At 56.4% G+C, this 23,073-nt stretch carries 26 protein-coding genes; 11 read left to right on the plus strand and 15 right to left on the minus strand.

Features of this window, described 5'->3' with window-relative positions; all coding sequences use genetic code 11:
* Positions 1-189: 189 nt before the first annotated feature.
* From K8I84_RS06750 to zapE, 4 genes are all read right to left on the minus strand, one after another.
* Positions 190-1,551 carry a DUF1329 domain-containing protein gene (locus K8I84_RS06750; protein ID WP_223793974.1) on the minus strand — a complete coding sequence of 454 codons (1,362 nt, stop codon included), beginning with the start codon at positions 1,549-1,551 and terminating at the stop codon, positions 190-192.
* A gap of 33 nt (positions 1,552-1,584) precedes the next feature.
* Positions 1,585-3,477: a DUF1302 domain-containing protein gene (locus K8I84_RS06755; protein WP_223793975.1), complete on the minus strand. Its 1,893-nt coding sequence runs from the start codon at positions 3,475-3,477 to the stop codon at positions 1,585-1,587.
* Positions 3,478-3,691: 214 nt separating this feature from the next.
* The gene (locus tag K8I84_RS06760) at positions 3,692-4,876 is read right to left on the minus strand and encodes a thiolase family protein (protein WP_223793976.1); all 1,185 of its coding nucleotides are present in this window, start codon (positions 4,874-4,876) and stop codon (positions 3,692-3,694) included.
* A 94-nt stretch (positions 4,877-4,970) separates the two neighbouring features.
* Positions 4,971-6,068 carry a cell division protein ZapE gene (gene zapE, locus K8I84_RS06765; protein ID WP_263283039.1) on the minus strand — a complete coding sequence of 366 codons (1,098 nt, stop codon included), beginning with the start codon at positions 6,066-6,068 and terminating at the stop codon, positions 4,971-4,973.
* A 235-nt stretch (positions 6,069-6,303) separates the two neighbouring features.
* Between zapE and K8I84_RS06770 the strand changes: the two genes are divergently transcribed.
* On the plus strand, positions 6,304-6,741 hold the full coding sequence (locus tag K8I84_RS06770) for a YhcB family protein (protein ID WP_223793978.1): 438 nt from the start codon (positions 6,304-6,306) through the stop codon (positions 6,739-6,741).
* Positions 6,742-6,745: 4 nt separating this feature from the next.
* Here the strand turns inward: K8I84_RS06770 and K8I84_RS06775 are convergent, their stop codons facing one another.
* From K8I84_RS06775 to K8I84_RS06825, 11 genes are all read right to left on the minus strand, one after another.
* Positions 6,746-7,489 (minus strand): Nif3-like dinuclear metal center hexameric protein, encoded by a 744-nt coding sequence (locus K8I84_RS06775; RefSeq protein ID WP_223793979.1) that lies wholly within the window; start codon positions 7,487-7,489, stop codon positions 6,746-6,748.
* Positions 7,490-7,558: 69 nt separating this feature from the next.
* Positions 7,559-8,611, minus strand: coding sequence for a histidinol-phosphate transaminase (gene hisC, locus K8I84_RS06780; RefSeq protein WP_223793980.1), 1,053 nt, complete (start codon positions 8,609-8,611; stop codon positions 7,559-7,561).
* A 34-nt stretch (positions 8,612-8,645) separates the two neighbouring features.
* Positions 8,646-9,953 carry a histidinol dehydrogenase gene (hisD, locus tag K8I84_RS06785; protein ID WP_223793981.1) on the minus strand — a complete coding sequence of 436 codons (1,308 nt, stop codon included), beginning with the start codon at positions 9,951-9,953 and terminating at the stop codon, positions 8,646-8,648.
* A gap of 110 nt (positions 9,954-10,063) precedes the next feature.
* Positions 10,064-10,711 carry an ATP phosphoribosyltransferase gene (gene hisG, locus K8I84_RS06790; protein WP_223793982.1) on the minus strand — a complete coding sequence of 216 codons (648 nt, stop codon included), beginning with the start codon at positions 10,709-10,711 and terminating at the stop codon, positions 10,064-10,066.
* A gap of 28 nt (positions 10,712-10,739) precedes the next feature.
* The gene (gene murA / locus K8I84_RS06795) at positions 10,740-12,002 is read right to left on the minus strand and encodes a UDP-N-acetylglucosamine 1-carboxyvinyltransferase (protein WP_223793983.1); all 1,263 of its coding nucleotides are present in this window, start codon (positions 12,000-12,002) and stop codon (positions 10,740-10,742) included.
* Positions 12,003-12,033: 31 nt separating this feature from the next.
* The gene (locus K8I84_RS06800; protein WP_223793984.1) at positions 12,034-12,276 is read right to left on the minus strand and encodes a BolA family protein; all 243 of its coding nucleotides are present in this window, start codon (positions 12,274-12,276) and stop codon (positions 12,034-12,036) included.
* 119 nt (positions 12,277-12,395) lie between these two features.
* Positions 12,396-12,710, minus strand: coding sequence for a lipid asymmetry maintenance protein MlaB (locus tag K8I84_RS06805; protein WP_223793985.1), 315 nt, complete (start codon positions 12,708-12,710; stop codon positions 12,396-12,398).
* Positions 12,707-13,333 carry a phospholipid-binding protein MlaC gene (locus tag K8I84_RS06810; RefSeq protein ID WP_411722665.1) on the minus strand — a complete coding sequence of 209 codons (627 nt, stop codon included), beginning with the start codon at positions 13,331-13,333 and terminating at the stop codon, positions 12,707-12,709. Before K8I84_RS06810 ends, K8I84_RS06805 begins: the two co-directional genes overlap by 4 nt.
* 65 nt (positions 13,334-13,398) lie before the next feature.
* Positions 13,399-13,848, minus strand: a complete 450-nt coding sequence (mlaD, locus tag K8I84_RS06815) for an outer membrane lipid asymmetry maintenance protein MlaD (RefSeq protein WP_223793987.1) — start codon at positions 13,846-13,848, stop codon at positions 13,399-13,401.
* A gap of 16 nt (positions 13,849-13,864) precedes the next feature.
* On the minus strand, positions 13,865-14,653 hold the full coding sequence (mlaE, locus tag K8I84_RS06820) for a lipid asymmetry maintenance ABC transporter permease subunit MlaE (RefSeq protein ID WP_223793988.1): 789 nt from the start codon (positions 14,651-14,653) through the stop codon (positions 13,865-13,867).
* Entirely contained in the window at positions 14,650-15,462 is an 813-nt protein-coding gene (locus tag K8I84_RS06825) for an ABC transporter ATP-binding protein (RefSeq protein ID WP_223793989.1), read from the minus strand. Before K8I84_RS06825 ends, mlaE begins: the two co-directional genes overlap by 4 nt.
* 236 nt (positions 15,463-15,698) lie before the next feature.
* Between K8I84_RS06825 and K8I84_RS06830 the strand changes: the two genes are divergently transcribed.
* The 10 genes from K8I84_RS06830 (at position 15,699) to K8I84_RS06875 (ending at position 23,016) form a co-directional block, all read left to right on the plus strand.
* Complete coding sequence (locus K8I84_RS06830; protein WP_223793990.1) at positions 15,699-16,679, plus strand: KpsF/GutQ family sugar-phosphate isomerase; 981 nt, start codon at positions 15,699-15,701, stop codon at positions 16,677-16,679.
* Positions 16,679-17,248, plus strand: coding sequence for a KdsC family phosphatase (locus K8I84_RS06835; RefSeq protein ID WP_223793991.1), 570 nt, complete (start codon positions 16,679-16,681; stop codon positions 17,246-17,248). Before K8I84_RS06830 ends, K8I84_RS06835 begins: the two co-directional genes overlap by 1 nt.
* Entirely contained in the window at positions 17,245-17,919 is a 675-nt protein-coding gene (gene lptC, locus K8I84_RS06840; protein ID WP_317848206.1) for an LPS export ABC transporter periplasmic protein LptC, read from the plus strand. The genes K8I84_RS06835 and lptC overlap by 4 nt, the downstream gene beginning before the upstream one ends.
* Positions 17,903-18,460: a lipopolysaccharide transport periplasmic protein LptA gene (lptA, locus tag K8I84_RS06845; protein ID WP_223793992.1), complete on the plus strand. Its 558-nt coding sequence runs from the start codon at positions 17,903-17,905 to the stop codon at positions 18,458-18,460. Before lptC ends, lptA begins: the two co-directional genes overlap by 17 nt.
* Positions 18,438-19,163 (plus strand): LPS export ABC transporter ATP-binding protein, encoded by a 726-nt coding sequence (gene lptB / locus K8I84_RS06850; RefSeq protein ID WP_223793993.1) that lies wholly within the window; start codon positions 18,438-18,440, stop codon positions 19,161-19,163. The genes lptA and lptB overlap by 23 nt, the downstream gene beginning before the upstream one ends.
* Positions 19,164-19,318: 155 nt before the next feature.
* Entirely contained in the window at positions 19,319-20,848 is a 1,530-nt protein-coding gene (locus K8I84_RS06855) for an RNA polymerase factor sigma-54 (RefSeq protein ID WP_263283042.1), read from the plus strand.
* Between the two features lie 112 nt (positions 20,849-20,960).
* Positions 20,961-21,269, plus strand: a complete 309-nt coding sequence (hpf, locus tag K8I84_RS06860) for a ribosome hibernation promoting factor (RefSeq protein ID WP_223793995.1) — start codon at positions 20,961-20,963, stop codon at positions 21,267-21,269.
* An 84-nt stretch (positions 21,270-21,353) separates the two neighbouring features.
* Positions 21,354-21,824: a PTS IIA-like nitrogen regulatory protein PtsN gene (gene ptsN, locus K8I84_RS06865; protein ID WP_223793996.1), complete on the plus strand. Its 471-nt coding sequence runs from the start codon at positions 21,354-21,356 to the stop codon at positions 21,822-21,824.
* Between the two features lie 30 nt (positions 21,825-21,854).
* Complete coding sequence (rapZ, locus tag K8I84_RS06870) at positions 21,855-22,739, plus strand: RNase adapter RapZ (RefSeq protein ID WP_223793997.1); 885 nt, start codon at positions 21,855-21,857, stop codon at positions 22,737-22,739.
* A gap of 7 nt (positions 22,740-22,746) precedes the next feature.
* Positions 22,747-23,016, plus strand: a complete 270-nt coding sequence (locus K8I84_RS06875; RefSeq protein WP_223793998.1) for an HPr family phosphocarrier protein — start codon at positions 22,747-22,749, stop codon at positions 23,014-23,016.
* Positions 23,017-23,073: the final 57 nt, after the last annotated feature.

Here is a 23,073-nt window from a genome sequence, read left to right on the forward strand (position 1 = left end):
AACTGGCGACCGGCAACGGGTACGCCTTTAGTATGACTGGAAGGGTAAACCAATTGACAGGGGGCTGCAAAAAATTGACGTAAAACTATTTTTCTAGGTTGCGGTTTTCTAACAACCCCGGACTTTACTTAAAGAAAAACAAAAAAAGGCGGACATTTGTCCGCCTTTTTATCTTTCGAGGGTAACAGGTTACCGGGTGCCCGACCGTCGGAGGGCCGCAGGAGTGTATTCCCGGAATCGACGGTCCGCACCAAACTCGTACGCGTTCTCTTCTTCGTTGGTCAGGCCAAGGGCCAAGTATCGACCAGACAGAAGATCATAGAGTACTTCAATCGCGTACCAGGGCACGTCATGATCGTAGAACTGGACCGCGTGGGCTTCCGCAACCCGCCACAGCTCACCACGTCCATCGTAATGATCGATCACGGACGCCTGCCAGGTATCCTCATCGATGTAGAAGTCACGCTTGGCGTAAACATGACGCTCACCGTCCTTCAGCGTCGCACGAACGTGCCAGACCCGGTGCAGTTCATAACGGGTCAGTTGCTGATTGATATGACCCGGCTTGACGATCTGATCGTAATTCAGGTCCGGGTTCATCAGCCGGTAGGAGTTGTACGGGATGTACACTTCCTTCTTGCCAACCAGTTCCCAGTTGTAACGATCGGGAGCACCGTTGTACATATCGTAGTTATCAGAGGTACGCATGCCATCAGACGCGGTACCCGGACCGTCATAGGAAACCTGAGGTGCCCGACGGACACGACGCTGACCAGCGTTGTAGATCCACGCCCGGCGAGGTTCAGCCACCTGGTCGATAGTCTCGTGAACCAGCAGTACGTTACCCGCCAGTCGCGCAGGAGCAGTGATCGCCTGCTTGAAGTAGAAAAGAACGTTGGGATCTTCTCCGGGCTCGTAGTCGCTCAGAGCCGTCCGCCAGGTAAACTCGTCCTGAAATTTAACCACCGAGAAAGCACCACCTTCCGTCGGGGTTACCTGACCGATGGTTCGCACAACAGAACCACCCCGGTAACGGGTAATGTGATTCCAGATCACTTCCACGCCACTTTTCGGAATCGGGAATGGAACAGACTCTACGTAATTGCCGAGACCGTTACCATCCTTAATCAACTCAACCTTGGTCGCGTTTTCGACTGACTGTTGCTGGATAGGCTCCGGGTAAGCCGCGGTCCGGTGAGTCTCGAAAACCGGCATGACGTAATCGTCATAGCGCTTGATCATGGCAATCTGGCCGGGAGACAGGTTGTCCGCGTACTGATCCACATTGCTCTGATCAATCACGAACTTCGGCTCCTCGCCGGAGAACGGATCAATGTAAGCGCCGCCACTTTTGTAGCCGTCTGGCGGCGTATCCAGGCCGCCCGTCCATGCTGGAATATCGCCACCATTGCCAGCCATCTCTGCGCCCATGCGGGTCAGAGAATCGCCGAGTTTGGCAGCTTCATCGGCAGAAACCGCACCATAGGCCTGACCAGCAAAAACGCTTGCAGCCAGTACACCTGTGGCCAGTAGTTTCTTGTTTAATTTCATTTTCATCCCTCGTAAAACGAATTCTTTCCGGTATTAGAATGAGTAGGAAACACTCACCGTTGCGAAGTCACGGTCTGTCAACTCGTTATACGGCTTACCGCCGAAAAAGTTCGTGTATCCGATATTACCGGTGATCTTGTTCTGGTAGACCGCTTCCATGGAAACACCCAGAGCCTTGCTGCCTTCATTGAACGCACCACCCGGCTGCGGGCTGTAGCCCTGAACATCATGTGACCACGCCAACTGCGGACGGAGGTTCACACCGGCAAACACGTTCGGGTAATCCCACACAAACCGGGCGCGGTAACCCCATGAGAAGTCAGTGGTAAACCCATCATTATTACAGTAGTTGGTATTCAGGTTTGCGCCAGCTTCACAGAGGTCGAATCCGCCGCCCAGTGGCAAAGTGCCTATACCAAAGGTACCAGAACGGCCATAGCGAGCTTCATCGTAATCCGGCAGATCATGGATGTAGGTTGCGCCAAATTCACTGACGAAAGTCAAACGGCTGGCACCCATAACCTGGTCAAAGAACTTGATCAGGGTGAACTGGGCCTGGGACACGTTGAAGCGGTCATAGCCCGCCACGGGTTTACCTGCAAAGTTCGCTCCACCAGTTTCTTCCAGACGCTGTTGCTCCAGCTTGCTCAGCACTTCACCGTTGGGACCACGCTGCTGAAGACCACCAAAGATCAGCTCGAACGCGCTCCACTGCAGAGGCACATTGTCACGGAAGCTATACTCTGCACCCAGCGACCAACCACCCGGAGTGGTGGTGTTGATGCTGACACCGTAAAGGTTGATGTTCTCCGGATACTCGATGAAGTAACTTGGAAATGCGGAATACGGAAGATCAGGATCGCTTTGCTGAGTCTCGCCGGGATCCGAAGGATTGTTTACCAGACCACTGACGTACGGCAGACGGCTGTTGTACTTGATGTAGTAGAAGCCCAGCTCGGAATCGTTCAGTGCTGGCACGTACCAGCGCATGGCCACACCAAACTGATCCTTGGAGTCGGCTTCCTGGTCGCCGATACGAGGCGCGATGAAGCCCTGGGCATACGCCTGAGAATCCGGCAACTGACCAGCCAGAAGGACCGGACCACAGCCATCAGCGGCAAAGTCGTTGGTGGAGAAGAAAGTACCGCAGTCATCCGGACGAACGGGCTCCCAGTCGGCCTGAACAAAGGTTTCAAGGGTAATGTTCTCGGTCACACCTGCTGACATGTAGAACATTTCAACCGGCAGCAGGACGTCCTTCAGCTCGGCACCCGGAGAACGGAAGGCCGGAACGTCAACCGGGTTGACGACGTTAATACCACCCTGAATAAAGGTACTTTCACCCCAGCTCACCACCTGGCGGCCATAGCGCAAGCTCACAGGAACGTTGCCAAAGTACCAGTCGGTGAACACATAGGCATCCAGCAACTCGCCGCCGGACGCGTTGCCCTTTGCTTTTGGGTTCAGTTCACGCTGCTGGCCGACATAATCCACTGCACGGCTTTCGTCTTTCAGTTCAAAGTCGTACCAGTAGCGGCCACGCAACAAACCTCCGACACGGGTCAGGACATTGCTGTCAACGTAATAGTCGATGAACAGCTCACTGTTACCCTTGACGATTTTCGAGTAGGTGTCACCTTTCTCGAAGTTCAGGTTGCCATCGTCGAAGTTATTCGAGGAGGAACCGATGTTCGCCAGGGAACCGCCCGGAGCATATTCTGGCCCAAGGTTACCCGGGGCGATCAAACGCTTGTCGCGATCTTCCATCCGCCAGCCGGCACCCGCTGACAAAGTGGTATTGAACTGGTAGTCGACACCCCAGACGCTGCTGCTGAAGGCAAGCGCCTGACCCGACATACCTGCGGCAACCGCGGCCGCCAGTGGCAATTTGGTCCAACGCTGCCATTGATGAGTTTTTCTTGTCATTGGAAGGCTACTCCATTGTTGTTCTGAGTCGCTGCTCTGATTATTGGTGTTCACGATGTATTGGAGGCTTCGTGCACAGTGCTCGTGATGTACGCACTATAGCTAAGGCTGTCGAGGGCTTTGATCAGTCAAAAGTATGATTTTGATATCACCCCATCCCGGCACCTTTGAATTGCAAATAAGAAGGCCCGGTTTTTAACCGGGCCTTTATTCATTAAATCAGCTCTATCGCCATGGCGGTGGCTTCACCGCCGCCGATGCACAGGGCGGCGACCCCACGTTTCTTTCCGTGCCGCTGAAGCGCGTGCATCAGCGTGACCAGCAGTCTGGATCCTGTTGAGCCAACCGGGTGACCCTGAGCACAGGCACCACCATGGACATTGACCTTATCCGGATCCAGGCCGAGCTCACGGATCGGCATCATTGCCACCATGGCAAACGCTTCATTGATCTCGAACAGGTCAACGTCGGCCTTGTTCCAACCTGTTTTGCCAAGGAGCGTTTCGATAGCGCCCACGGGAGCACAGGTGAATTCGGAAGGATGCTGGGACTGAGTGCTGTGACCCACGATCCGGGCAACCGGCTTGAGCCCCCGCTTCTCGGCTTCTGACTCGCTCATCAGAACCAGAGCAGAAGCACCATCGGAAATTGACGAGGCATTAGCCGCGGTTACCGTACCGTCTTTGCTGAAGGCCGGACGCAGGGAAGGAATTTTCTCGATGTTGGCATTGAACGGCTGTTCATCGTGCTCAACCACCGTTTCACCTTTGCGGGTTTTCACGGTAACCGGAACGATTTCATCTTTTAGAGCACCCTCTTCAATGGCTCGCTGCGCTCGCTTGAGCGACTGAATGGCGTATGCATCCATGTCTTCGCGGGTGTAACCTTTCTTATCCGCCATCTCCTGGGCAAACGCGCCCATCAGACGACCCGTCTCGGCATCTTCAAGCCCGTCCAGGAACATATGATCCTGAACAGTGTCACCCGCGCCCATACGATAGCCTTTACGAGCATTGGGCAGGATATACGGCGCGTTGGACATACTCTCCATACCGCCGGCGACCATGATGTCATTGCTACCAGCCTTGATCAGGTCATGAGCAAACATGGCGGCCTTCATGCCGGAGCCACACAGCTTGTTGATCGTGGTGGCACCGGTGCTGTCCGGTAAACCTGCCTGGCGCATCGCCTGACGAGCTGGCCCCTGCTTGAGCCCTGCCGGCAGAACGTTGCCCATAATGACTTCCTGCACATCCGCAGGCTGAAGTCCCGCGCGTTTAACTGCCTCGGCGATCGTAATGGCCCCAAGCTCCGGCGCAGACAAAGGCGACAAACTGCCTTGAAAGCCCCCCATCGGGGTCCGAACGCCGCTAACAATCACTACGCTATCGCTACTCATGGATCAATCTCTCTGTCTTTATGTTGTGGGTCGGGACGAACTGCCCGATCGTCCGGTTTAGCAAAGAACCGGAGCGCTGCTCCGGCCAGAAAACTTAGGGTTTGTGAGGTGCCTCTAGATATTCATGGGACTGCATTTCCAGCAACCGGGATTCGGTACGCTCAAATTCGAAACTGAGCCGGCCGCCGGCATAGAGTTCGGTGATAGGTGCCGCTGCAGACATGATGACCTTCACGTTGCGGTCGTAGAACTCGTCCACCATGTTGATGAACCTACGCGCCTGGTCGTCTTTTTCACCACCGAGGACTGGCACATTGCTGATGATGATGGCGTGGAACTGTCGCGCCAATTCAATGTAATCGTTCTGGCTCCGAGGCCCGTCACAGACATCGGTAAAATCAAACCAGACAACGTCATCGGCGTGCGCCTGAACCGGAATTTTCCGGCCATTCACCTCAATACTCTGACTGTGCTTGCCCGCCTCAAGAGCCAGCGCGTCATAGCTTTTGCGCAAGCTGACATCAGCTTCTGCATCCAGGGGGGAGTGAAACAATTCCGCCTGCTCTAGTGTTCGCAACCGGTAATCAACGCCGCCATCCACGTTCACCACATCGGTATACTTCTTAACCAACGCGATCGCCGGCAGGAAGCGAGCCCTTTGCAAACCATCTTTGTAGAGGCCATCCGGCACGATGTTGGAGGTACACACCAGCGTGACGCCCCGGCTGAACAGACCGTCCATCAGCGTTGCGAGAATCATGGCATCGCCAATATCGGAGACAAAAAACTCGTCAAAGCAGATAACCCGGGTTTCCTCGGCAAACTTCCGGGACACAAGATCCAACGGGTTCTTCTCGCCCTTCAACTGTTTTAGCTCGTTGTGGACCCGCTGCATGAACCGGTGAAAGTGGACACGCATCTTTCGGTCAAACGGAAGCGACTCGTAAAACGTGTCCATCAGATAGGTTTTACCGCGCCCTACGCCACCCCAGAAATACAGACCCTTAACGGGCTCCTCTTTGCCCTTTTTCAATTTGCGACGCAACCTGGCCATCGCCTTGTTGCGCTCTTCTTCCGCAACAACCAATTTTTCATACAACGCCTGAAGACGACGTACGGCATCTTCCTGGGCAGCATCCTTCTGGAAATCCGGACGCTCAAGATCTTTTTGATAACGCTCCCAGGGAGTCAGATTTGCACTGGCATCTAGTTTGGACATCGCTGCGGTCATTGATTTTTCCAGGATCATAATCATGAAATTTCGGCGCTGTATTGTCTCGCATTTGGGCATTTTTCGCCACGATGCCGCCCCACCGCCAAATTACGACGATTGGTTCACCACAAGGTAATGTGCTGCGAGCGCTCAGGGCGCTATACTCGGAAAACGTGCGAGGTAAAATTCCAGTCAAAAAGGGACGACACAACCTATGGAAAACCTGATTCTGGCAGCCGTTGCCGCGCTCATCGTCGGCATCGTCATTGGGGTCATGATTGGCCGTTCAGGGCAAGGAACCACGCTCCGGCAACGCCGGGCGGAACAGCAGGTCGAAGAACTGCGAAATGAATACACCCGCTATCAGGCGCAGGTGAACGAGCATTTCATGGAATCCGCTCATTTGCTCCGGCGGTTCAATGACAGCTACCGTGACATCAACCAGCACATGGCCAGAGGCGCAAACCGCCTGTGCAACGACGATGAATGGCTGGACGAACTGGGCGACGAAACCGCGAGGAAGCGCCTGGGAGAAACCGGGGACCGCGATGATGGCGTGGAAGCACCACGGGACTATGCGCCCAAAACCGACCCCAAAGCCTCCGGGACCCTGTCCGAAGACTTCGGGCTGGCGGGAAAAGGCAACGCCTGAATCCTTAAACCGGGTTGTCGCAGTCAATAAACCGGTGCATCAACCCGAACTCCTTTGCCAAAGCCGCGCCTAATGCCTGGACACCGTACCTTTCGGTAGCGTGGTGGCCCGCCGCAAAGTAATGGATACCACACTCTCTGGCGGTGTGCGTGGTGGGCTCGGATATTTCGCCGCTGATGTAGGCATCCAGCCCAGCTTCAAGCGCCTGATCAATAAATCCCTGCGCGGCACCGGTACACCAGCCCACCCGCTTTATCTCGTCTTTACCTTCACCCACCCAGAGCGGCGTTCGATTCAGCTTTTCAGCTATCCATTCGGCAAAATGAGAGGCTCCCAGCGGCTGTTCCAACTCCCCCTGCCAGACCAGCCCGGCCAGAGGACGAGGATTCCGCAGCCCAAGCACATCCGCCAGCTGCCGGTTATTACCGAATTCCGGATGATCGTCCAGCGGGAGGTGGTAGGCAACCAGGTTGATGTCATGATCGAGCAGCAGCTTCAGACGCTCACGTTTCATTCCACGAACACGGGCATCCTCGCCTTTCCAGAAATAGCCGTGGTGAACAAGAATCATGTCTGCCCCGGCATCAATTGCGGCATCAATCAACGCCTTTGACGCCGTCACCCCGCTGACAATGGTTCGAACTTCGGCCCTGCCCTCAACCTGAAGACCATTCGGACAATAGTCCTGAAAATTGTCTGGCTGAAGCCATTCATCGATCCGGGTCAGAATTTCGTCTCGGGTGATCATGATTTTCTCCTGCCATCAAAGAGCAAAGCCACCATACCAAAGCGCCGGCTTTGCTCTGCTCGGATAAGTTTAAAGAGCTGCGAGCCCGTCGATCAGCGCATCGTTCTGGGAGGTCGTTCCGATGGTAATCCGGAGGTACTCACTGATTCTGGGCTTGTTGAAGTGGCGAACGATAATGCCCTTTTCCCGGAGCCCCGTCGCCAGGTGCTGGCCGGATTTGTCGGGATGGCGAGCAAGAACGAAGTTAGCCCTGGACGGCAACACCTCAAAGCCCTGCTGCTCCAGCGCCTGTGTTACACGCTCCCGCTCGGCGATAACAGTCTGGCAGCATTGCTGGAACCAGGCTTCGTCCTCATACGCCGCCTTGGCTCCAGCCAGGGCAAGCCGATCCAGGGGATAGCTGTTGAAACTGTTTTTCACCCGATTCAGCGCCTCAATGAGATCGGGGTGCCCGACAGCAAAGCCCACCCGCAAGCCGGCCAGCGCCCGGGACTTTGACAATGTCTGGGTAACCAGAAGGTTCGGATAGCGATCCACCAGGGTAATCGCACTGGTACCGCCAAAATCAATGTAGGCTTCATCCACCACCACGACACGATCCGGATTGGCGTGCAGAATCGTTTCGATATGCTCCAGCTCCAGGTACCGACCGGTTGGCGCATTGGGGTTGGGGAAAATAACCCCACCGTTGGGACCGGTGTACTCTGCCGGGTCAATCTCGAAGCTGTCCGTCAGGGGAATCTGCCGACTTTCTATGCCATAAAGGCCACAGTAGACCGGATAGAAACTGTAGGTGACATCCGGAAACAGCACCGGCTCCCCGTGCTGGAACAGCCCGTAGAAAATATGCGCAAGCACCTCGTCGGAGCCGTTTCCGAGAAACACCTGCCCGGGCGTGATGCCATGATAGGCCGCAATGGTTTTCCGAAGGCTCTCGCCTTCGGGGTCCGGATACAGCCGCAGGGTATCGTTCAGCTCGGCCTGAACGGCCGCGATAACCTTTGGCGAAGGCCCAAACGGGCTCTCATTGGTATTCAGCTTGATCAGGTTAGCGACCTTGGGCTGCTCCCCCGGCACGTAGGGAACGAGATCATTAACCAGCGGACTCCAGAACTTGCTCATGGCCTTACTGCTCCACTCCAGCGGGGATTAGCATTCACTCTTTGATTCGATATTCCGCAGAACGGGCATGGGCCGTCAGGCCTTCTCCTCTGGCCAACACAGAGGCGATCCTCCCCATTTTATCGGCACCATTGGCCGAAAAACCGATAATGGACGAACGCTTCTGGAAGTCATATACCCCCAAAGGAGAGGAGAAACGCGCCGTACCACTGGTCGGAAGAACGTGGTTGGGGCCAGCGCAATAATCCCCCAGCGCCTCAGCGGTGTAACGCCCCATGAAGACGGCACCCGCATGGCGAATGTTTTCCAACAGGGCTTCCGGCTGCTCCACGGACAACTCCAAATGCTCCGGAGCAATTCGGTTGGACACCTCGGCGGCCTCCGCCAGATCTGCTACCTGAATCAACGCCCCGCGACTGCCGACCGACTCCGCAATGATATCCGCACGCTCCATGGTTGGAAGCAAGCGCTGAATGCTGGCTTCAACGGCATCCAGGAAGCCTTTATCCGGACTGATCAGGATGGACTGGGCCTGCTCGTCGTGTTCAGCCTGGGAGAACAGGTCCATGGCAATCCAGTCCGGGTCAGTCTGGCCATCGCAAATCACCAGAATTTCGGACGGGCCGGCAATCATGTCGATGCCAACGGTTCCAAACACCTCCCGCTTGGCCGTTGCAACAAAGATGTTCCCGGGCCCGACAATCTTGTCGACCGCCGGAACGGTTTCGGTTCCGTAGGCTAGCGCGCCAACCGCCTGGGCACCGCCAATGGTAAACACCCGGTCTACACCAGCGATCGCTGCCGCAGCCAGGACCATATCATTCACCAGACCATCCGGTGTGGGCACCACCATGACCACCTCGGAAACACCCGCCACCTTCGCCGGGATGGCATTCATCAACACCGATGAAGGATAAGCTGCTTTCCCTCCCGGAACGTAAAGGCCGGCGCGATCCAGAGGCGTCACCTTTTGCCCCAGAACCGTCCCATCGGCCTCTTCGTACTGCCAGGAAGTTTGATTCTGGCGTTCGTGGTAGTCACGAATGCGTTGAGCTGCTGCTTCCAGCGCCAGGCGCTGATCCTGAGGAATGGCCTCAAGCGCCTTCAGCAAGCGATCCTTGCTCATTTCCAGTTCCGCCACAGAGTCAGCCTTGAGCCGATCAAACTGTTCGGTAAATTCCAGGATCGCGGCATCGCCACGGGACTTCACCTGGCTCAGGATATGACGCACTGACTCGTTCACCTGATGATCAACACTGTCGTCCCAGGCCAGCAGTCGGGCCAGCGAACGGTCAAAATCCTCGTCGGACGTATTGAGTCGAGTGATACTGAGATCAGACATGTATTCAATCCTGCGCTAAATGAGGGAATTGAAGGCGGCCCAAGCACGGACCGTAAAACGGCGTGCCGAAGTCACCGGCACACCCTGAAAAAAACGACAGCAGGCGGCGATTACGCCTCGGCGTGTCGCGACGCCACAGCAGCAGCCATGCGCTCGATTATGGGGTTAATGCGACCGTGTTTCATCTTCATCGAGGCGCGATTCACCACCAGGCGACTACTGATATGCTCGATCAGTTCACGCGCCTCCAGCCCGTTCGCACGAAGCGTGTTGCCCGTGTCAACGATATCGACGATTTCATCCGCCAGCCCCAGAATCGGCGCCAGCTCCATCGCCCCATAGAGTTTGATGATATCGGCCTGTCGCCCCTGAGCGGCGTAATAGCGGCGGGCGATGTTCACAAACTTGGTGGCTACCTTGATGCGACCCGACGGAGGCTGACTGCCCTTGGGACCAGCTGTCATCAGGCGACATTGGGAAATCTTCAGGTCCAGGGGCTCGTACAACCCCTCGCCTCCGTGCTCCATCAGTACGTCTTTCCCGGTTACGCCGAGATCGGCGCCACCGTATTGAACGTAAGTCGGCACATCGGTGGCGCGGATAATCAGCACCCGCACATTCGGATCGGTGGTAGGGAACACCAGCTTACGGGATTTTTTGATGTCGTCGACCAGCTCAATACCGGCCTCGGCCAGCAGCGGCAACGTTTCATCCAGGATTCGTCCCTTCGACAAGGCGATGGTGATGGAATCTGTCATACGTCCTTCCGGTTTCCCCTAATCTCCGTTATGCCGGCAGCCGGCGGATGCTTGCGCCCAGCAGCTGCAGCTTTTCCTCGATACACTCGTAGCCACGGTCGATGTGGTAGATACGATCAACGATGGTGTCGCCATCGGCTACCAGACCGGCAATGACCAGGCTCGCGGACGCCCGAAGATCGGTTGCCATCACCGGAGCGGCTTTCAGATGATCCACACCTTTGATAATGGCCGCGTTGCCTTCGAGAGTGATATCCGCGCCCATACGGATAAGCTCCTGCAAATGCATGAAGCGGTTCTCAAACACCGTTTCAACGATGGTTCCCGAGCCTTCTGCCACAGTATTCATCGCGGCGAACTGCGCCTGCATGTCTGTCGGAAATGCGGGATACGGTGCAGTGCGCAGACTGACTGCCTTGGGCCGATTGCCCTTCATGTCCAGCTCGATCCAGTCCGGACCGGTGGAAATGTGGGCGCCCGCCTCATTCAACTTGAGCAACACCGCTTCAAGCAGGTCCTCACGGGTATCCTTGAGTTTTACCCGGCCACCGGTTGCGGCCGCAGCCACCAGGTAGGTTCCGGTTTCGACCCGGTCAGGCAGCACGTCATAATGGCATCCGTGCAACCGCTCGACACCATTGATCTCTATGGTCGCCGTACCGTGGCCTTTAATGTCAGCACCCATGGCAATCAGACACTCGGCAAGGTCGACCACTTCCGGTTCACGGGCGGCGTTCTCCAGAATGGTTTTGCCGTCAGCCAGGGCGGCGGCCATCATCAGGTTCTCGGTGCCGGTTACGGTAACGGTGTCCAGGAAGATATGAGCGCCCTTGAGGCGACCATTGGTCTTCGCCTTGATGTAGCCGTTTTCAACCTTGATGTCGGCCCCCATCATCTCCAGACCGTGGATGTGCAGATCCACCGGGCGGCTACCAATAGCGCAGCCACCTGGCAGTGAAACCTCGGCTTCGCCAAAGTGTGCGACCAGCGGCCCCAAAACGAGAATGGACGCACGCATGGTTTTCACCAGCTCATAGGGCGCATGGAACTGCTTGATGGTATTGGCGTGAATCTCAACACTCATCTTTTCATCGATCAGCAGCTCCACCCCCATGCGCCCCAGCAACTCCATCATGGTCGTCACATCATGAAGGTGCGGCAGGTTGCCAACAGTAACCGGCTCGTCAGCCAGAAGTGTGGCTGCCAGGATCGGCAGTGCAGCGTTCTTGGCACCGGAAATCCGGATTTCGCCATCCAGGGGCTTACGCCCCCCGATCATTAGTTTATCCACGGTAATTATCCTGTTCTGTCGGTGCTGGGGATCAGCCCTGTCGCTCGGCCCATTCAGACGGAGTATAGGCTCTTGGATGCAGTGCGTGGATGGTGCCATCCATGACTTGCTGGAACAGCGCCTTGTTGATCATCTGCTGCCGTTTGATGGTCGGCAGCCCTTCAAAGACATCACCCACCACAACGACCAGGTAATGAGTACCGTCGACCTGCACCTGAACTTCACAGCCGGGAAACGCAGCTTCAACCAGTGCGGTAGCTTCGGTGGCATCCATAACTAAATCCTCGGGCGTTTTGAAAAAATCAGGGGCGGGATTGTAACCAATTACGTTGCGCGGGTCAGCTTTAGCGTCATGAGATGGAAGGAAAGTAACCCGCAAAGACAGACGTCACATCAGGCCGTTTCGAATCCGGGGATTTGCCTGTCCAGATTGCTCAGCGCCGCCAGTGACCTTAGACGGTCACTGGCGTTTTGAAAGGTCAGCGTTGCGCCACTCTCTCCAGCTGCTCTTTGCCAGCACAGAAGCATGGAAAGCACCACACTGTGGGCCGTCTCCAACCCTGCGAGGTCGACGGCCAAAGGTGACCGGGCCGAACGAATCAGGGCCTCGCCCCGGGATCGCAACGACATAACGGTCTCAGCATTAACCTCGCCGGCGACGCTCAGTGTCGTACCGTTCAGCGTCACGCTCGGCACTGCGAGACTCACGACTTATCAACTTCCTCTTCGAGGTTCAGTGACTTCACCGCATCGCCCCAGTCATCAATCACAACATCGACCTGGCCGCGATTTTGCTCCATTTCCTGGGCAAAACGGTCGCGGAACGCAAGGCCGATATTCACACCTTCGACGATCACGTTCTCCATCAACCAGACACCTTCGCCGGATTTATACATGGAGTAGGTCACCGGATAGCGGTTACCAGAAGCGGTGATCACCTCCATCTGAACCGAGGCCCGATCTTCATCACGGGGATTTATCACCGCTTCATTCACCTCGATACTGAAATCCTCGGTGTTCACCAATGCCTGGGCGTAGCTGTCAAACAGGCTGCGCTTGAACTTGGCGACGAATTCATCCCGCTGCTCGGGGGTAGTCTGGCGAGCGTAACGCCCCATTACCCGGGCTGCGATCCGGCGAAAATCAACAAACTCCTCTAGTGAGGCGTCCATGCTGGCATAGAATGCTTCCGGATCTGACTCGTAAAGCCCCCGCTCCTGGTTGAGCTGTGCAACCATCTTCTGGGTTTTTTCATCCACATAGCTTCGAAGATCCTCGGCAGCATCAGCCTGTGCCGCACTGGCAAACGCCATTACCAGAAAAAGCAGCATCAGAAAGCGTTGTGTCATTCCGAACATCGAATTCTCCTTCATAAATCAAATTCCGTCGTACTGGCTCATCGGCCAGAAGCAAAATTGCTGATCATCCGCTCAAGGTTCATGGCCGACTGCGTAGAGTAAAACGTATCGCCTTCTGCCAGAGACTCCATGTCGCCGCCAATCGATATATCAATGTACTGCTCACCGAGCAATCCGGATGTACGTATTACGGCTGAACTGTCTGCCGGAATGTTGTCCACATCCGAGCGAATCGCCAGGGAAACCCGAGCCTGGAAGGTTTCCGGCTCAAGCGTGATGGAATCGATCGAGCCAACCGTCACACCCGCCATCGAAACCCGCCCGCGGGGCCGCAAGCCGCCAATGTCATTGAAATTGGCATACACCGTGTAGGTGTTCCCGGCCGACTGCAACGACAACCCGCTAACCTTCAAGGCCAGGAACAGCACCGCAGCGAGACCGGCAATCATAAACAAACCCACTGCAATTTCCATCGTTCTCTGCGTCATCACTTACACCCGATATTCAGTACCCAAACTCACCAAACATGATTGCGGTGAGCACGAAATCCAGCCCCAGCACGGCCAGAGACGAGTAAACGACCGTCTTGGTGGTCGCTGAACTGATCCCTGCCGACGTCGGCACGCAGTCGTAGCCCTGGTACACCGCAATCCACGCACATACGAAACCAAACACCACACTCTTGATTACACCGTTCAGAACGTCTTCCCTGAAATCCACGGAGGACTGCATATTCCCCCAGTAGGAACCTTCGAACACACCGAGCCATTCGACACCAACAAGCATGCCGCCGACGATCCCCACCATGGAAAAGATCACAGCCAGTACCGGCATTGCCAGGAAGCCCGCCCACAGTCGAGGGGCAATGACACGCCTCAATGGGTCAATCCCCATCATTTCCATACTGGACAGTTGCTCGGTTGCCTTCATCAAACCAATCTCCGCCGTCAGGGCAGACCCTGCCCGACCAGCAAAAAGCAACGCCGTTACCACCGGCCCCAGTTCACGAACCAGAGTCAACGCAATCATCTGACCAATTGCCGCCTCGGAACCGTAGTCGCTAAGAATCGTATACCCCTGCAGCCCCAGAACCATGCCGATAAACAGGCCAGACACAACCACTATTACAAGGGACAGCACACCAACCGAGTAGAGTTGCTTGATAAGGAGGGGAAAGCCGGTTGCCGGCCGGGGAACGCCTGCGAGCACACCAAACAGAAACTGACCGGCCCGCCCAAGGGAGGCAACCACATCCAGCCCCTGACGCCCAAGGGCTGCCACACGCTCAATCATGCACCGCCCCCGGCCAGGCCGAGATCCGCGTCCAGCCCGCTCGCCTGATAATGAAAGGGAACCGGGCCGTCGGGTTTGCCCTGTAAAAACTGCTGAACCTGTTCCGAGGGGTGGGACTGAAGCTCATCAGGCTCGCCCTCCCCGATCACCTTGCCATCCGCCACAATACAGGCGTAATCGCAGATACTCAGGGACTCCGCGACATCGTGAGAGACCAGGACACTGGTCATCCCCGTGGCCCGATTCAGATCCCGGATCAACTTCACCAGAACGCCCATGGCAATCGGATCCTGACCGGCGAAAGGTTCGTCATACATAATCAATTCGGGATCCAGTGCAATACTGCGGGCCAGGGCCACACGACGAGTCATGCCTCCAGACAGCTCAGAGGGCATCAACTGGCGCGCGCCCCGGAGGCCAACCGCTTCGAGCTTCATCAGGACGATATCGCGAATCATATCTTCCGGCAGGGAGGTATGAACGCGTAATGGAAAAGCCACGTTCTCGTACACATTTAAGTCGGTAAACAGTGCGCCACTTTGAAACAGCAGGCCCATTTTTTCCCGCAATTCATACAACGCTCGCCGCTTAAGGCCCGGAACCTCCTGGCCAGCCACCTGAATGCTGCCCGAATCCGGCTTCAACTGCCCACCGATCAGCCGCAAAAGTGTGGTCTTACCAGTCCCGCTGGGCCCCATAATGGCGGTAATCTTACCGCGCGGAATATCCAGCGACACGCCATCGAAGATTCGTCGCCCAGCGCGGGAGAAAACAACATTCTGCAGGGAAATATACGCAGGCGATTCCATGGCCTTTACCTTTGTGGGAGCGGCAGCATGCTGCTGCTGGGGCACGAAGCTCAATCCCTTGAACAAAAAACGGGTTGTATCTGAAGGTCAGTTTGCCCGAACATACCTCAACCGAACAGCGTCGATGTATGAAAATGATATACTGAACAGTCGACTTGGACTAGTTTCCGGGCCGCGCATCACCACTTGATTGACGTACATCCATACCCACGCAAGCAGACCAGGCAAGGATCCCGATGACTGAAACGAGCCCCAAGGATTTTCGCACATCCGCACTGCAGGCCATCCGAATTGAACGCCAGGCCATCGAGGCTCTTGAAGAACGCATTGATGATGAGTTCATCAAGGCCTGCGAAGTCATCATGCAGTGCAAGGGGCGCGTCGTCGTTACCGGGATGGGGAAATCCGGACACATAGGCAACAAAATTGCCGCAACACTGGCCAGCACAGGCACCCCGTCCTTTTTCGTACACCCGGGCGAGGCCAGTCACGGCGATCTGGGCATGATTACCAGTCAAGACGTGGTGATCGCCATCTCGAATAGCGGCAATACCAGTGAGGTGGTGACTATACTGCCCCTGATCAAACGCATGGGCGCACCCCTGATCAGCATGACCGGCAACGCGTCGTCCACGCTGGCCAAGGAGGCCGTGGCCAACCTGGACGTCAGTGTACAGACCGAAGCCTGCCCTCTGGGCCTGGCCCCCACTTCCAGCACCACGGCCACACTGGTGATGGGAGATGCACTGGCCGTGGCGCTACTGGAAGCCCGCGGCTTCAGCGCAGAGGAATTTGCCTTCTCTCACCCTGGCGGCAGTCTGGGACGGCGGCTTTTGCTGCATGTCTCAGACATTATGCATGTCGGCGACCGGATTCCCCGAGTCCAGGAAGGCACTCCCTTAAGCGGCGCACTGCTGGAGATTTCCCGCAAGGGGCTGGGCATGACCACGGTTCTGGACGCACGGGGCAAACTGACCGGTGTATTCACCGATGGTGACCTGCGACGCACCCTCGACAAGAACCTTGACGTGCACACGACACCTATTGAAGACGTCATGACTCGCAACGGCAAAACAATCGAGGCCGATCATCTGGCTGCCGAAGCGCTGAACATCATGGAAGAAATGAAGATCAACGCCCTGCCGGTCACCAATGCACAAGGTGAACTGGTTGGCGCTATCAACATGCACGACCTTCTGCGGGCGGGAGTCATCTGATGCCGGAGACAACGCATCCAATGGCTGACCAGTGGCCCGAAGCCCTGAAGAAAAAGGCGGCACCTATCCGGCTCGCGGCCTTCGATGTCGACGGCATCATGAGTAACGGCAAGCTCTACTTCAGCGCCACAGGCGACGAACTCAAAGGTTTCAACATCCTTGATGGACTGGGCCTCAAGCAGCTCATGGCCGCCGGAATCACGGTGGCGGTTATTACCGGGCGGCGCTCGGCGCTCACCGAGAAACGCATGAATGACCTGGGCATCACTCACCTGATGCAGGGGCGTGAGGACAAAAAAGTCGCCTTGCAGGAACTGGTCAGCACCATGGATGTGCTACCGGAACAAATTGCCTATATGGGCGACGATCTGCCTGACCTGCCAGCCATTCGCTTCGCGGGCCTGGGCATCACCGTACCCAATGGCTACTGGCTGGTCCAGAAACACGCCGATTACTGTACCCGGGCAGCAGGTGGCGAAGGCGCCGTCCGCGAGGCCTGCGACCTGATTCTGACATCGCAGAACAAACTGGACGAGGCACTGGCAAAATACCTGGAACCGGACGCATGACCTCAGGAACCTCATCCCAGCAAAACAATCAGGACTCCGCTCCGGATTACGATCCGGACAACGCTGATGGTGGCCTGATCGCACTGCTCACACTGGAAAACCGCCCCTGGCTTCGCACCCTGGCACTGATCGCAACCATCGGCGCGACCATATTCCTGTTGTGGCGCAGCGACGAACCCACCATGTCCAGCGACGACCGGGCCGATCTGCGAGGCACCCGGGAACCGGACGGCTTTGTGGTCAACGGCAGTTATACCTCGTACAACGAATCCGGCGAGCTGGAAATCCAGTTCACCAGCCCGCGGATCGAGCAATTCGAAGAAGGCAACCTGGCCACTGTCGAAGCGCCAAAAGCAAACATATTCGGCGAACAGGGCGACACCTCCCCCTGGCAAATCGAGGCCGAAAACGGCAGCCTTCTTCAGAACGAAGGCATTCTCTATCTGACCGGCAATGTCCGTGTGTTCCAGCAACTGGGTGAGCGTGACATCACGCTTACCACGGAATCACTCACACTGGACAACGATCTTGGTATTGTTTACACCGATGCCCCGGTCACCATAGCCGACAAAACCGGTGTGACCCGCGCAAATGGCATGCAAGCATGGATCGACAAACGTATTGTGGAACTCAAATCCCAGGTGGAAGGACGTTATGAAACTGGCAAATAAGCGGCTCCGAGGGGCGCTGGCAACCACTCTTTTGCTGACACTCGCAGGCCCTGCTGCCGCCTTCACCCTGGACTCCGACGAGCCCATCACCGTCAGCGCCGACAGCGCCCGACTGGATGACGGGCAAGGCATCGCAGAATACAACGGCGCCGTGGAACTGATTCAGGGCAAGACCCGACTGACCGCAGACAAAGTGATGCTCTACCGCTCCGGAGACGACCTCAACCGGGTGGAAGCCACCGGCAGCCCGGCCCGATACCAGCAGCCCGCCCGGGACGGCTCGGGCGAAACCGACGCAAGGGCACTCAGCATTACCTGGTCGGCCTCGGACAATCAGCTTACGTTCGAACGGGAAGCCGTGATCCAGCAAAACGGGAACCTGTTCCGAGGCGACGTCATTCATTATGATACCGTCCGTCGAGTCGTCACCGCCGAGGGTGGCGCCGAGACCACGACAGGCGGCGGGCGCGTCGAAATGATTATTCAGCCACGTAGCACCAGCAACAGACAGGGATCCGATGGCAGTTCTGAGAGCCAGTAATCTGGCGAAAAGCTACAAACAGAAAAAAGTGGTGATTGACGTCTCGCTGGAAATTCGCAGCGGCGAGATCGTCGGCCTCCTGGGGCCGAACGGCGCGGGCAAAACGACCTGTTTTTACATGATCGTGGGCCTCGTGCCCGCCGACCGGGGCCGAATCGCCATTGATGGCCAAAACATCACACCGTTGCCCATGCACGGACGCGCGCGAAAAGGTATTGGATACCTGCCGCAGGAGGCATCCGTGTTTCGCAAGCTGTCGGTCCGGGACAACATCATGGCCATCCTGGAAACCCGCAAGCGGTTGAGCCGCAGCGAGCGTGAACACAAACTGGAAGAACTGCTGGAAGAGTTCCACATCACCCACATTCGGGACAGCGTTGGCATGGCCCTTTCCGGGGGCGAACGCCGACGCGTGGAGATCGCCCGGGCGCTGGCCATGGAGCCCGCCTTTATTCTGCTTGATGAGCCCTTTGCCGGGGTCGACCCCATCTCCGTGAGTGACATAAAGCACATCATCCGCCACCTCAGGGACAAAGGCATTGGCGTGCTGATCACCGACCATAACGTCCGGGAAACACTGGACATCTGTGAAACCGCCTACATCGTATCGGGCGGCCATATCATCGCCTCTGGAAACGCCGAGAGCATTCTCGCCAACCAGCAGGTGAAGGAGGTCTATCTGGGCGATGAATTCCGCCTGTGACCCATGGCATCCAATTGTTTTGGTACTCGCTACCAAGTAAACTCGGCAAAGAACTTGCTAGACCGCGTACTCTGCAAACGCTGGTCGTGTATAGATTTTTACGACACATTCCGTAATCGCGTGAGCTGATGAGTAACGGATCCTGAACCATGGTGATGAAAGCCTCTTTACAGTTAAAGCTGGGTCAAAGCCTGACCATGACGCCCCAGCTTCAACAGGCGATCCGGCTACTACAGCTATCTACCCTCGATCTCCAGCAAGAGATCCAGCAGGCTCTGGAATCCAACCCCATGCTGGAGACGTCGGAAGATGACGAACAGCATCCGGACACCGCCAGCAACGACGCTGACAATTCCCAAAACGATACCGAAGCTGACGTTACGGCAGACGCCCCGTCCGAGGCTGAGCAAGACTGGGACGAACCCGATCCCGGCCCCGACTGGTCGACCGAAAACGAGGCTCCCGACAACATTCCGGATGACCTGCCCGTCGACACAGCCTGGGACGATATCTACCAGTCTGCCCCAGCACCCGCTGCCCGAAACGACGACGAAAACGATCACGACTTCGAGACACGAAACTCGCCCACAGAAACCCTGCAGGATCACCTTGAGTGGCAGCTCAACCTCACCCCACTGAGTGAAAGGGACAGCGCTGTAGCCCACGCACTCCTGGATGCCGTGGATGACCGCGGCTACATCACCAGCCCACTGGAAGAAATTCACGCCGGCCTGCTGGACGAGGAAGACGAGGACCCACTGGAACTGGACGAAGTGGAAGCGGTTCTGCATCGCCTGCAGCATTTTGATCCGCCCGGCGTGTTTGCCCGCGACCTTCAGGAATGCCTGCTGATCCAGCTGAACCAGCTTACGCCCGAAACCCCCTGGCTGGCCCAGGCCCGCCTGGTGATTACTCACTACATCAACCTGCTTGGCAATCGGGATTACGCACAACTGCTGCGCAGGAGCCGGCTGAAAGAGGACCAACTTCGGGAAGTATTGGCGCTCATTACCAACCTGAACCCACGCCCCGGCGATTCCATTGACCGGGCGGAACCGGATTATGTGATTCCAGACGTGATTGTCAGGAAACACAGCGGTCGCTGGCGCGTGGAGCTTAACCCTGAAATCGCACCGCGCATCCGCGTCAATGCAAGCTATGCTTCCCTTATAAAGCGAGCGGACAGCAGTGCTGACAACACCTACCTCCGGGATCAGCTGCAAGAGGCCAAATGGTTCATCAAAAGCCTGCAAAGCCGGAACGAAACCTTGCTGAAGGTCGCCACGCGCATTGTGGAGCACCAGCAAGGGTTTCTCGATCAGGGCGAAGAGGCCATGAAACCTCTGATCCTGTCAGACATTGCGCAGGCCGTCGAAATGCATGAATCGACGATTTCCAGGGTGACGACGCAAAAATATATGCACACCCCACGGGGCATTTTCGAACTCAAGTACTTCTTCTCCAGCCATGTCAGTACCGATGAGGGTGGGGAGTGTTCTTCGACCGCCATCCGTGCAATGATCAAGAAACTGATTGCTGCAGAAACACCGAAAAAGCCGTTGAGCGATAGTAAAATTGCGGCCATGCTAGGAGAACAGGGCATCAGGGTGGCGCGACGCACGGTAGCCAAGTACCGGGAGGCCATGCATATTCCGCCGTCCAACGAGCGAAAACGACTGGTTTAGGGGCATTCGGTCTGCAAGGGCAGCCCCTGAACATTTCTGCTGGTGCAGAACACCGCACCAGCGCTCAGCCCGGCCCCAGTTTGGGCCGGCATGATGACAACAGGAGACGCCTATGCAACTCAACATTTCAGGCCATCATGTAGAACTGACTCCCGCACTGAAGGATTACGTTTCAGAGAAATTCGAAAAACTGGAACGGCACTTTGACCACATCAACAATTGCCAGGTCACCCTGGAGGTGGAAAAGGTGCGCCAGCTGGCGGAAGCAACCATGCATGTGGTTGGCGGTGAAATTCACGCAAAGGCTGAAAACGAGGACATGTACGCGGCAATCGATGCCCTGATCGATAAGCTTGACCGCCAGATCCTCAAGCACAAGGAAAAGAACGTAGACCGTAAGCACGGTAACGGCTCCCGGTAGCGACCGGATCCGTGAACAACAGCGAATCGCGCTGCGGCCAGGGTATCCTGCCGCAGCTTTTTTTAACCGACATGCAGTCGATCCATGAGCGACACATCCCTGACAATCGATAACATCCTTTTGCCCGAACTTTCCCTGTGCAGGATTCCTGCATCGAGCAAGAAACGGGTACTGGAGTCTATTGCCGAGCAAATTCACCAGCACGACGCCACGCTCAACGCAACGCAGATTTTCAACAACCTGGTGGCACGGGAGCGCCTTGGCAGCACCGGCATTGGCCAGGGCATCGCCATTCCCCACTGCCGACTGGAAGGCCTCGATCATGTCATCGGTGTTCTGGTAACACTGGAACAAAGCATTGATTTCGACGCCATCGACAACCAGCCTGTCGATCTGGTTTTTGCCCTGATCGTGCCAAAGGAAGCAACCAGCGAGCACCTTGAACTGCTGAGCCAGCTGGCGGAGAAGTTCAACGATCGTGCATTTTGCGACCGGCTTCGCCAGTGCGAAGCGTCCGGCACCCTCTACCAGCACATGACCGCCGGAAACCCGTAATCATTCATCGACAGGGGAGGCTGAGAAACCATGAAACTGATTATCGTCAGTGGCAGGTCTGGTTCCGGTAAAAGTACAGCGCTCCATGTACTGGAAGATCTCGGCTACTACTGCATCGACAACCTGCCAATCGGTCTGCTGTTCCCGCTGACTCAGGAAGCCACCGAGCATGCGACACCGGGCAGGCTCAGCAAAATGGCCGTGAGCATCGATGCCAGGAACCTGTCCGGGGAACTGAGCAACTTCGAGGATATATACCGCCAGCTGAAATCGACAGCCCTCCAGGTTGAGATCATTTTCCTCGATGCGGACGAACAGTCGTTACTCCAGCGCTTTCACGCTACCAGACGCAAACATCCACTGAGCGATGATAAAACGTCCCTCCGGGAAGCCATTCACAACGAAAAAAACCTGCTGGAACCCCTATCCAAACTGGCCGATCTCTATATTGACACCACCGGCACGTCGATTTACGAACTGCGCGACATGGTCAAGCAACGCGTGGTCGGACGTAAAGACCAGGAACTGGCTCTGCTCATCCAGTCCTTTGGTTTCAAGCATGGCGTTCCGCTGGATTCGGATTATGTCTTCGATGTGCGCTGTCTGCCCAACCCCTACTGGGATCACAGCCTGCGCAACTACACCGGTCTGGACCAACCCGTTATCGATTTCCTGGAGCAGGAGCCAGCCAGCCGAAAAATGGTGGATGACCTGATCGGATTTCTGGAGAGCTGGCTGCCGGCGTTTGCCGACAGTAACCGCAGTTACATGACCATTTCCATTGGCTGCACCGGTGGCCAGCATCGCTCGGTGTTTGTCAGCGAACAGCTGTGCCAGCATTTTCGACGTCGCTACGGCAACGTTCAGTTAAGGCATTCAGAACTGCCTCATCTGCAACTGCCTGACAACAACTGATCTGGATATGATTCGGCGCCCTATCACCATCATTAACAAGCTTGGTCTCCATGCCCGTGCCACTGCCAAGCTGGTGGCCACTGCCTCGGAGTTCGACAGCAACGTGCGAATTCACGGCAAAGGCCGGGAGGTGGATGCCAAGAACATCATGCAAGTCATGATGTTGGCCGCCAGCCAAGGCACCGAAGTCGAGCTGGTGGCCGATGGCCCGGACGAAGAAGCTGCAGTGGATGCCTTAACCGCCCTCATCAACGACTATTTCGGCGAGGGTGAGTAAGGCTACGTTACGCGCCAGATTTACCTGAACGTCCCCCCTCACCAAGACACCCTAACT

It is taken from the genome of Marinobacter sp. F4216 (assembly GCF_019931195.1).
GTDB classification, from domain to species: domain Bacteria; phylum Pseudomonadota; class Gammaproteobacteria; order Pseudomonadales; family Oleiphilaceae; genus Marinobacter; species Marinobacter suaedae.

Coding starts and splice junctions, on each gene's coding strand:
- K8I84_RS06750 (WP_223793974.1), bottom strand. CDS start 1,551: ATGAAATTAAACAAGAAACTACTGGCCACAGGTGTACTGGCTGCAAGC.
- K8I84_RS06755 (WP_223793975.1), bottom strand. CDS start 3,477: ATGACAAGAAAAACTCATCAATGGCAGCGTTGGACCAAATTGCCACTG.
- K8I84_RS06760 (WP_223793976.1), bottom strand. CDS start 4,876: ATGAGTAGCGATAGCGTAGTGATTGTTAGCGGCGTTCGGACCCCGATG.
- K8I84_RS06770 (WP_223793978.1), top strand. CDS start 6,304: ATGGAAAACCTGATTCTGGCAGCCGTTGCCGCGCTCATCGTCGGCATC.
- K8I84_RS06775 (WP_223793979.1), bottom strand. CDS start 7,489: ATGATCACCCGAGACGAAATTCTGACCCGGATCGATGAATGGCTTCAG.
- hisC (WP_223793980.1), bottom strand. CDS start 8,611: ATGAGCAAGTTCTGGAGTCCGCTGGTTAATGATCTCGTTCCCTACGTG.
- hisD (WP_223793981.1), bottom strand. CDS start 9,953: ATGTCTGATCTCAGTATCACTCGACTCAATACGTCCGACGAGGATTTT.
- hisG (WP_223793982.1), bottom strand. CDS start 10,711: ATGACAGATTCCATCACCATCGCCTTGTCGAAGGGACGAATCCTGGAT.
- K8I84_RS06800 (WP_223793984.1), bottom strand. CDS start 12,276: ATGGATGCCACCGAAGCTACCGCACTGGTTGAAGCTGCGTTTCCCGGC.
- K8I84_RS06810 (WP_411722665.1), bottom strand. CDS start 13,333: ATGCTGCTTTTTCTGGTAATGGCGTTTGCCAGTGCGGCACAGGCTGAT.
- mlaD (WP_223793987.1), bottom strand. CDS start 13,848: ATGACGCAGAGAACGATGGAAATTGCAGTGGGTTTGTTTATGATTGCC.
- mlaE (WP_223793988.1), bottom strand. CDS start 14,653: ATGATTGAGCGTGTGGCAGCCCTTGGGCGTCAGGGGCTGGATGTGGTT.
- K8I84_RS06825 (WP_223793989.1), bottom strand. CDS start 15,462: ATGGAATCGCCTGCGTATATTTCCCTGCAGAATGTTGTTTTCTCCCGC.
- K8I84_RS06830 (WP_223793990.1), top strand. CDS start 15,699: ATGACTGAAACGAGCCCCAAGGATTTTCGCACATCCGCACTGCAGGCC.
- K8I84_RS06835 (WP_223793991.1), top strand. CDS start 16,679: ATGCCGGAGACAACGCATCCAATGGCTGACCAGTGGCCCGAAGCCCTG.
- lptC (WP_317848206.1), top strand. CDS start 17,245: ATGACCTCAGGAACCTCATCCCAGCAAAACAATCAGGACTCCGCTCCG.
- lptA (WP_223793992.1), top strand. CDS start 17,903: ATGAAACTGGCAAATAAGCGGCTCCGAGGGGCGCTGGCAACCACTCTT.
- lptB (WP_223793993.1), top strand. CDS start 18,438: ATGGCAGTTCTGAGAGCCAGTAATCTGGCGAAAAGCTACAAACAGAAA.
- K8I84_RS06855 (WP_263283042.1), top strand. CDS start 19,319: ATGAAAGCCTCTTTACAGTTAAAGCTGGGTCAAAGCCTGACCATGACG.
- hpf (WP_223793995.1), top strand. CDS start 20,961: ATGCAACTCAACATTTCAGGCCATCATGTAGAACTGACTCCCGCACTG.
- ptsN (WP_223793996.1), top strand. CDS start 21,354: ATGAGCGACACATCCCTGACAATCGATAACATCCTTTTGCCCGAACTT.
- rapZ (WP_223793997.1), top strand. CDS start 21,855: ATGAAACTGATTATCGTCAGTGGCAGGTCTGGTTCCGGTAAAAGTACA.
- K8I84_RS06875 (WP_223793998.1), top strand. CDS start 22,747: ATGATTCGGCGCCCTATCACCATCATTAACAAGCTTGGTCTCCATGCC.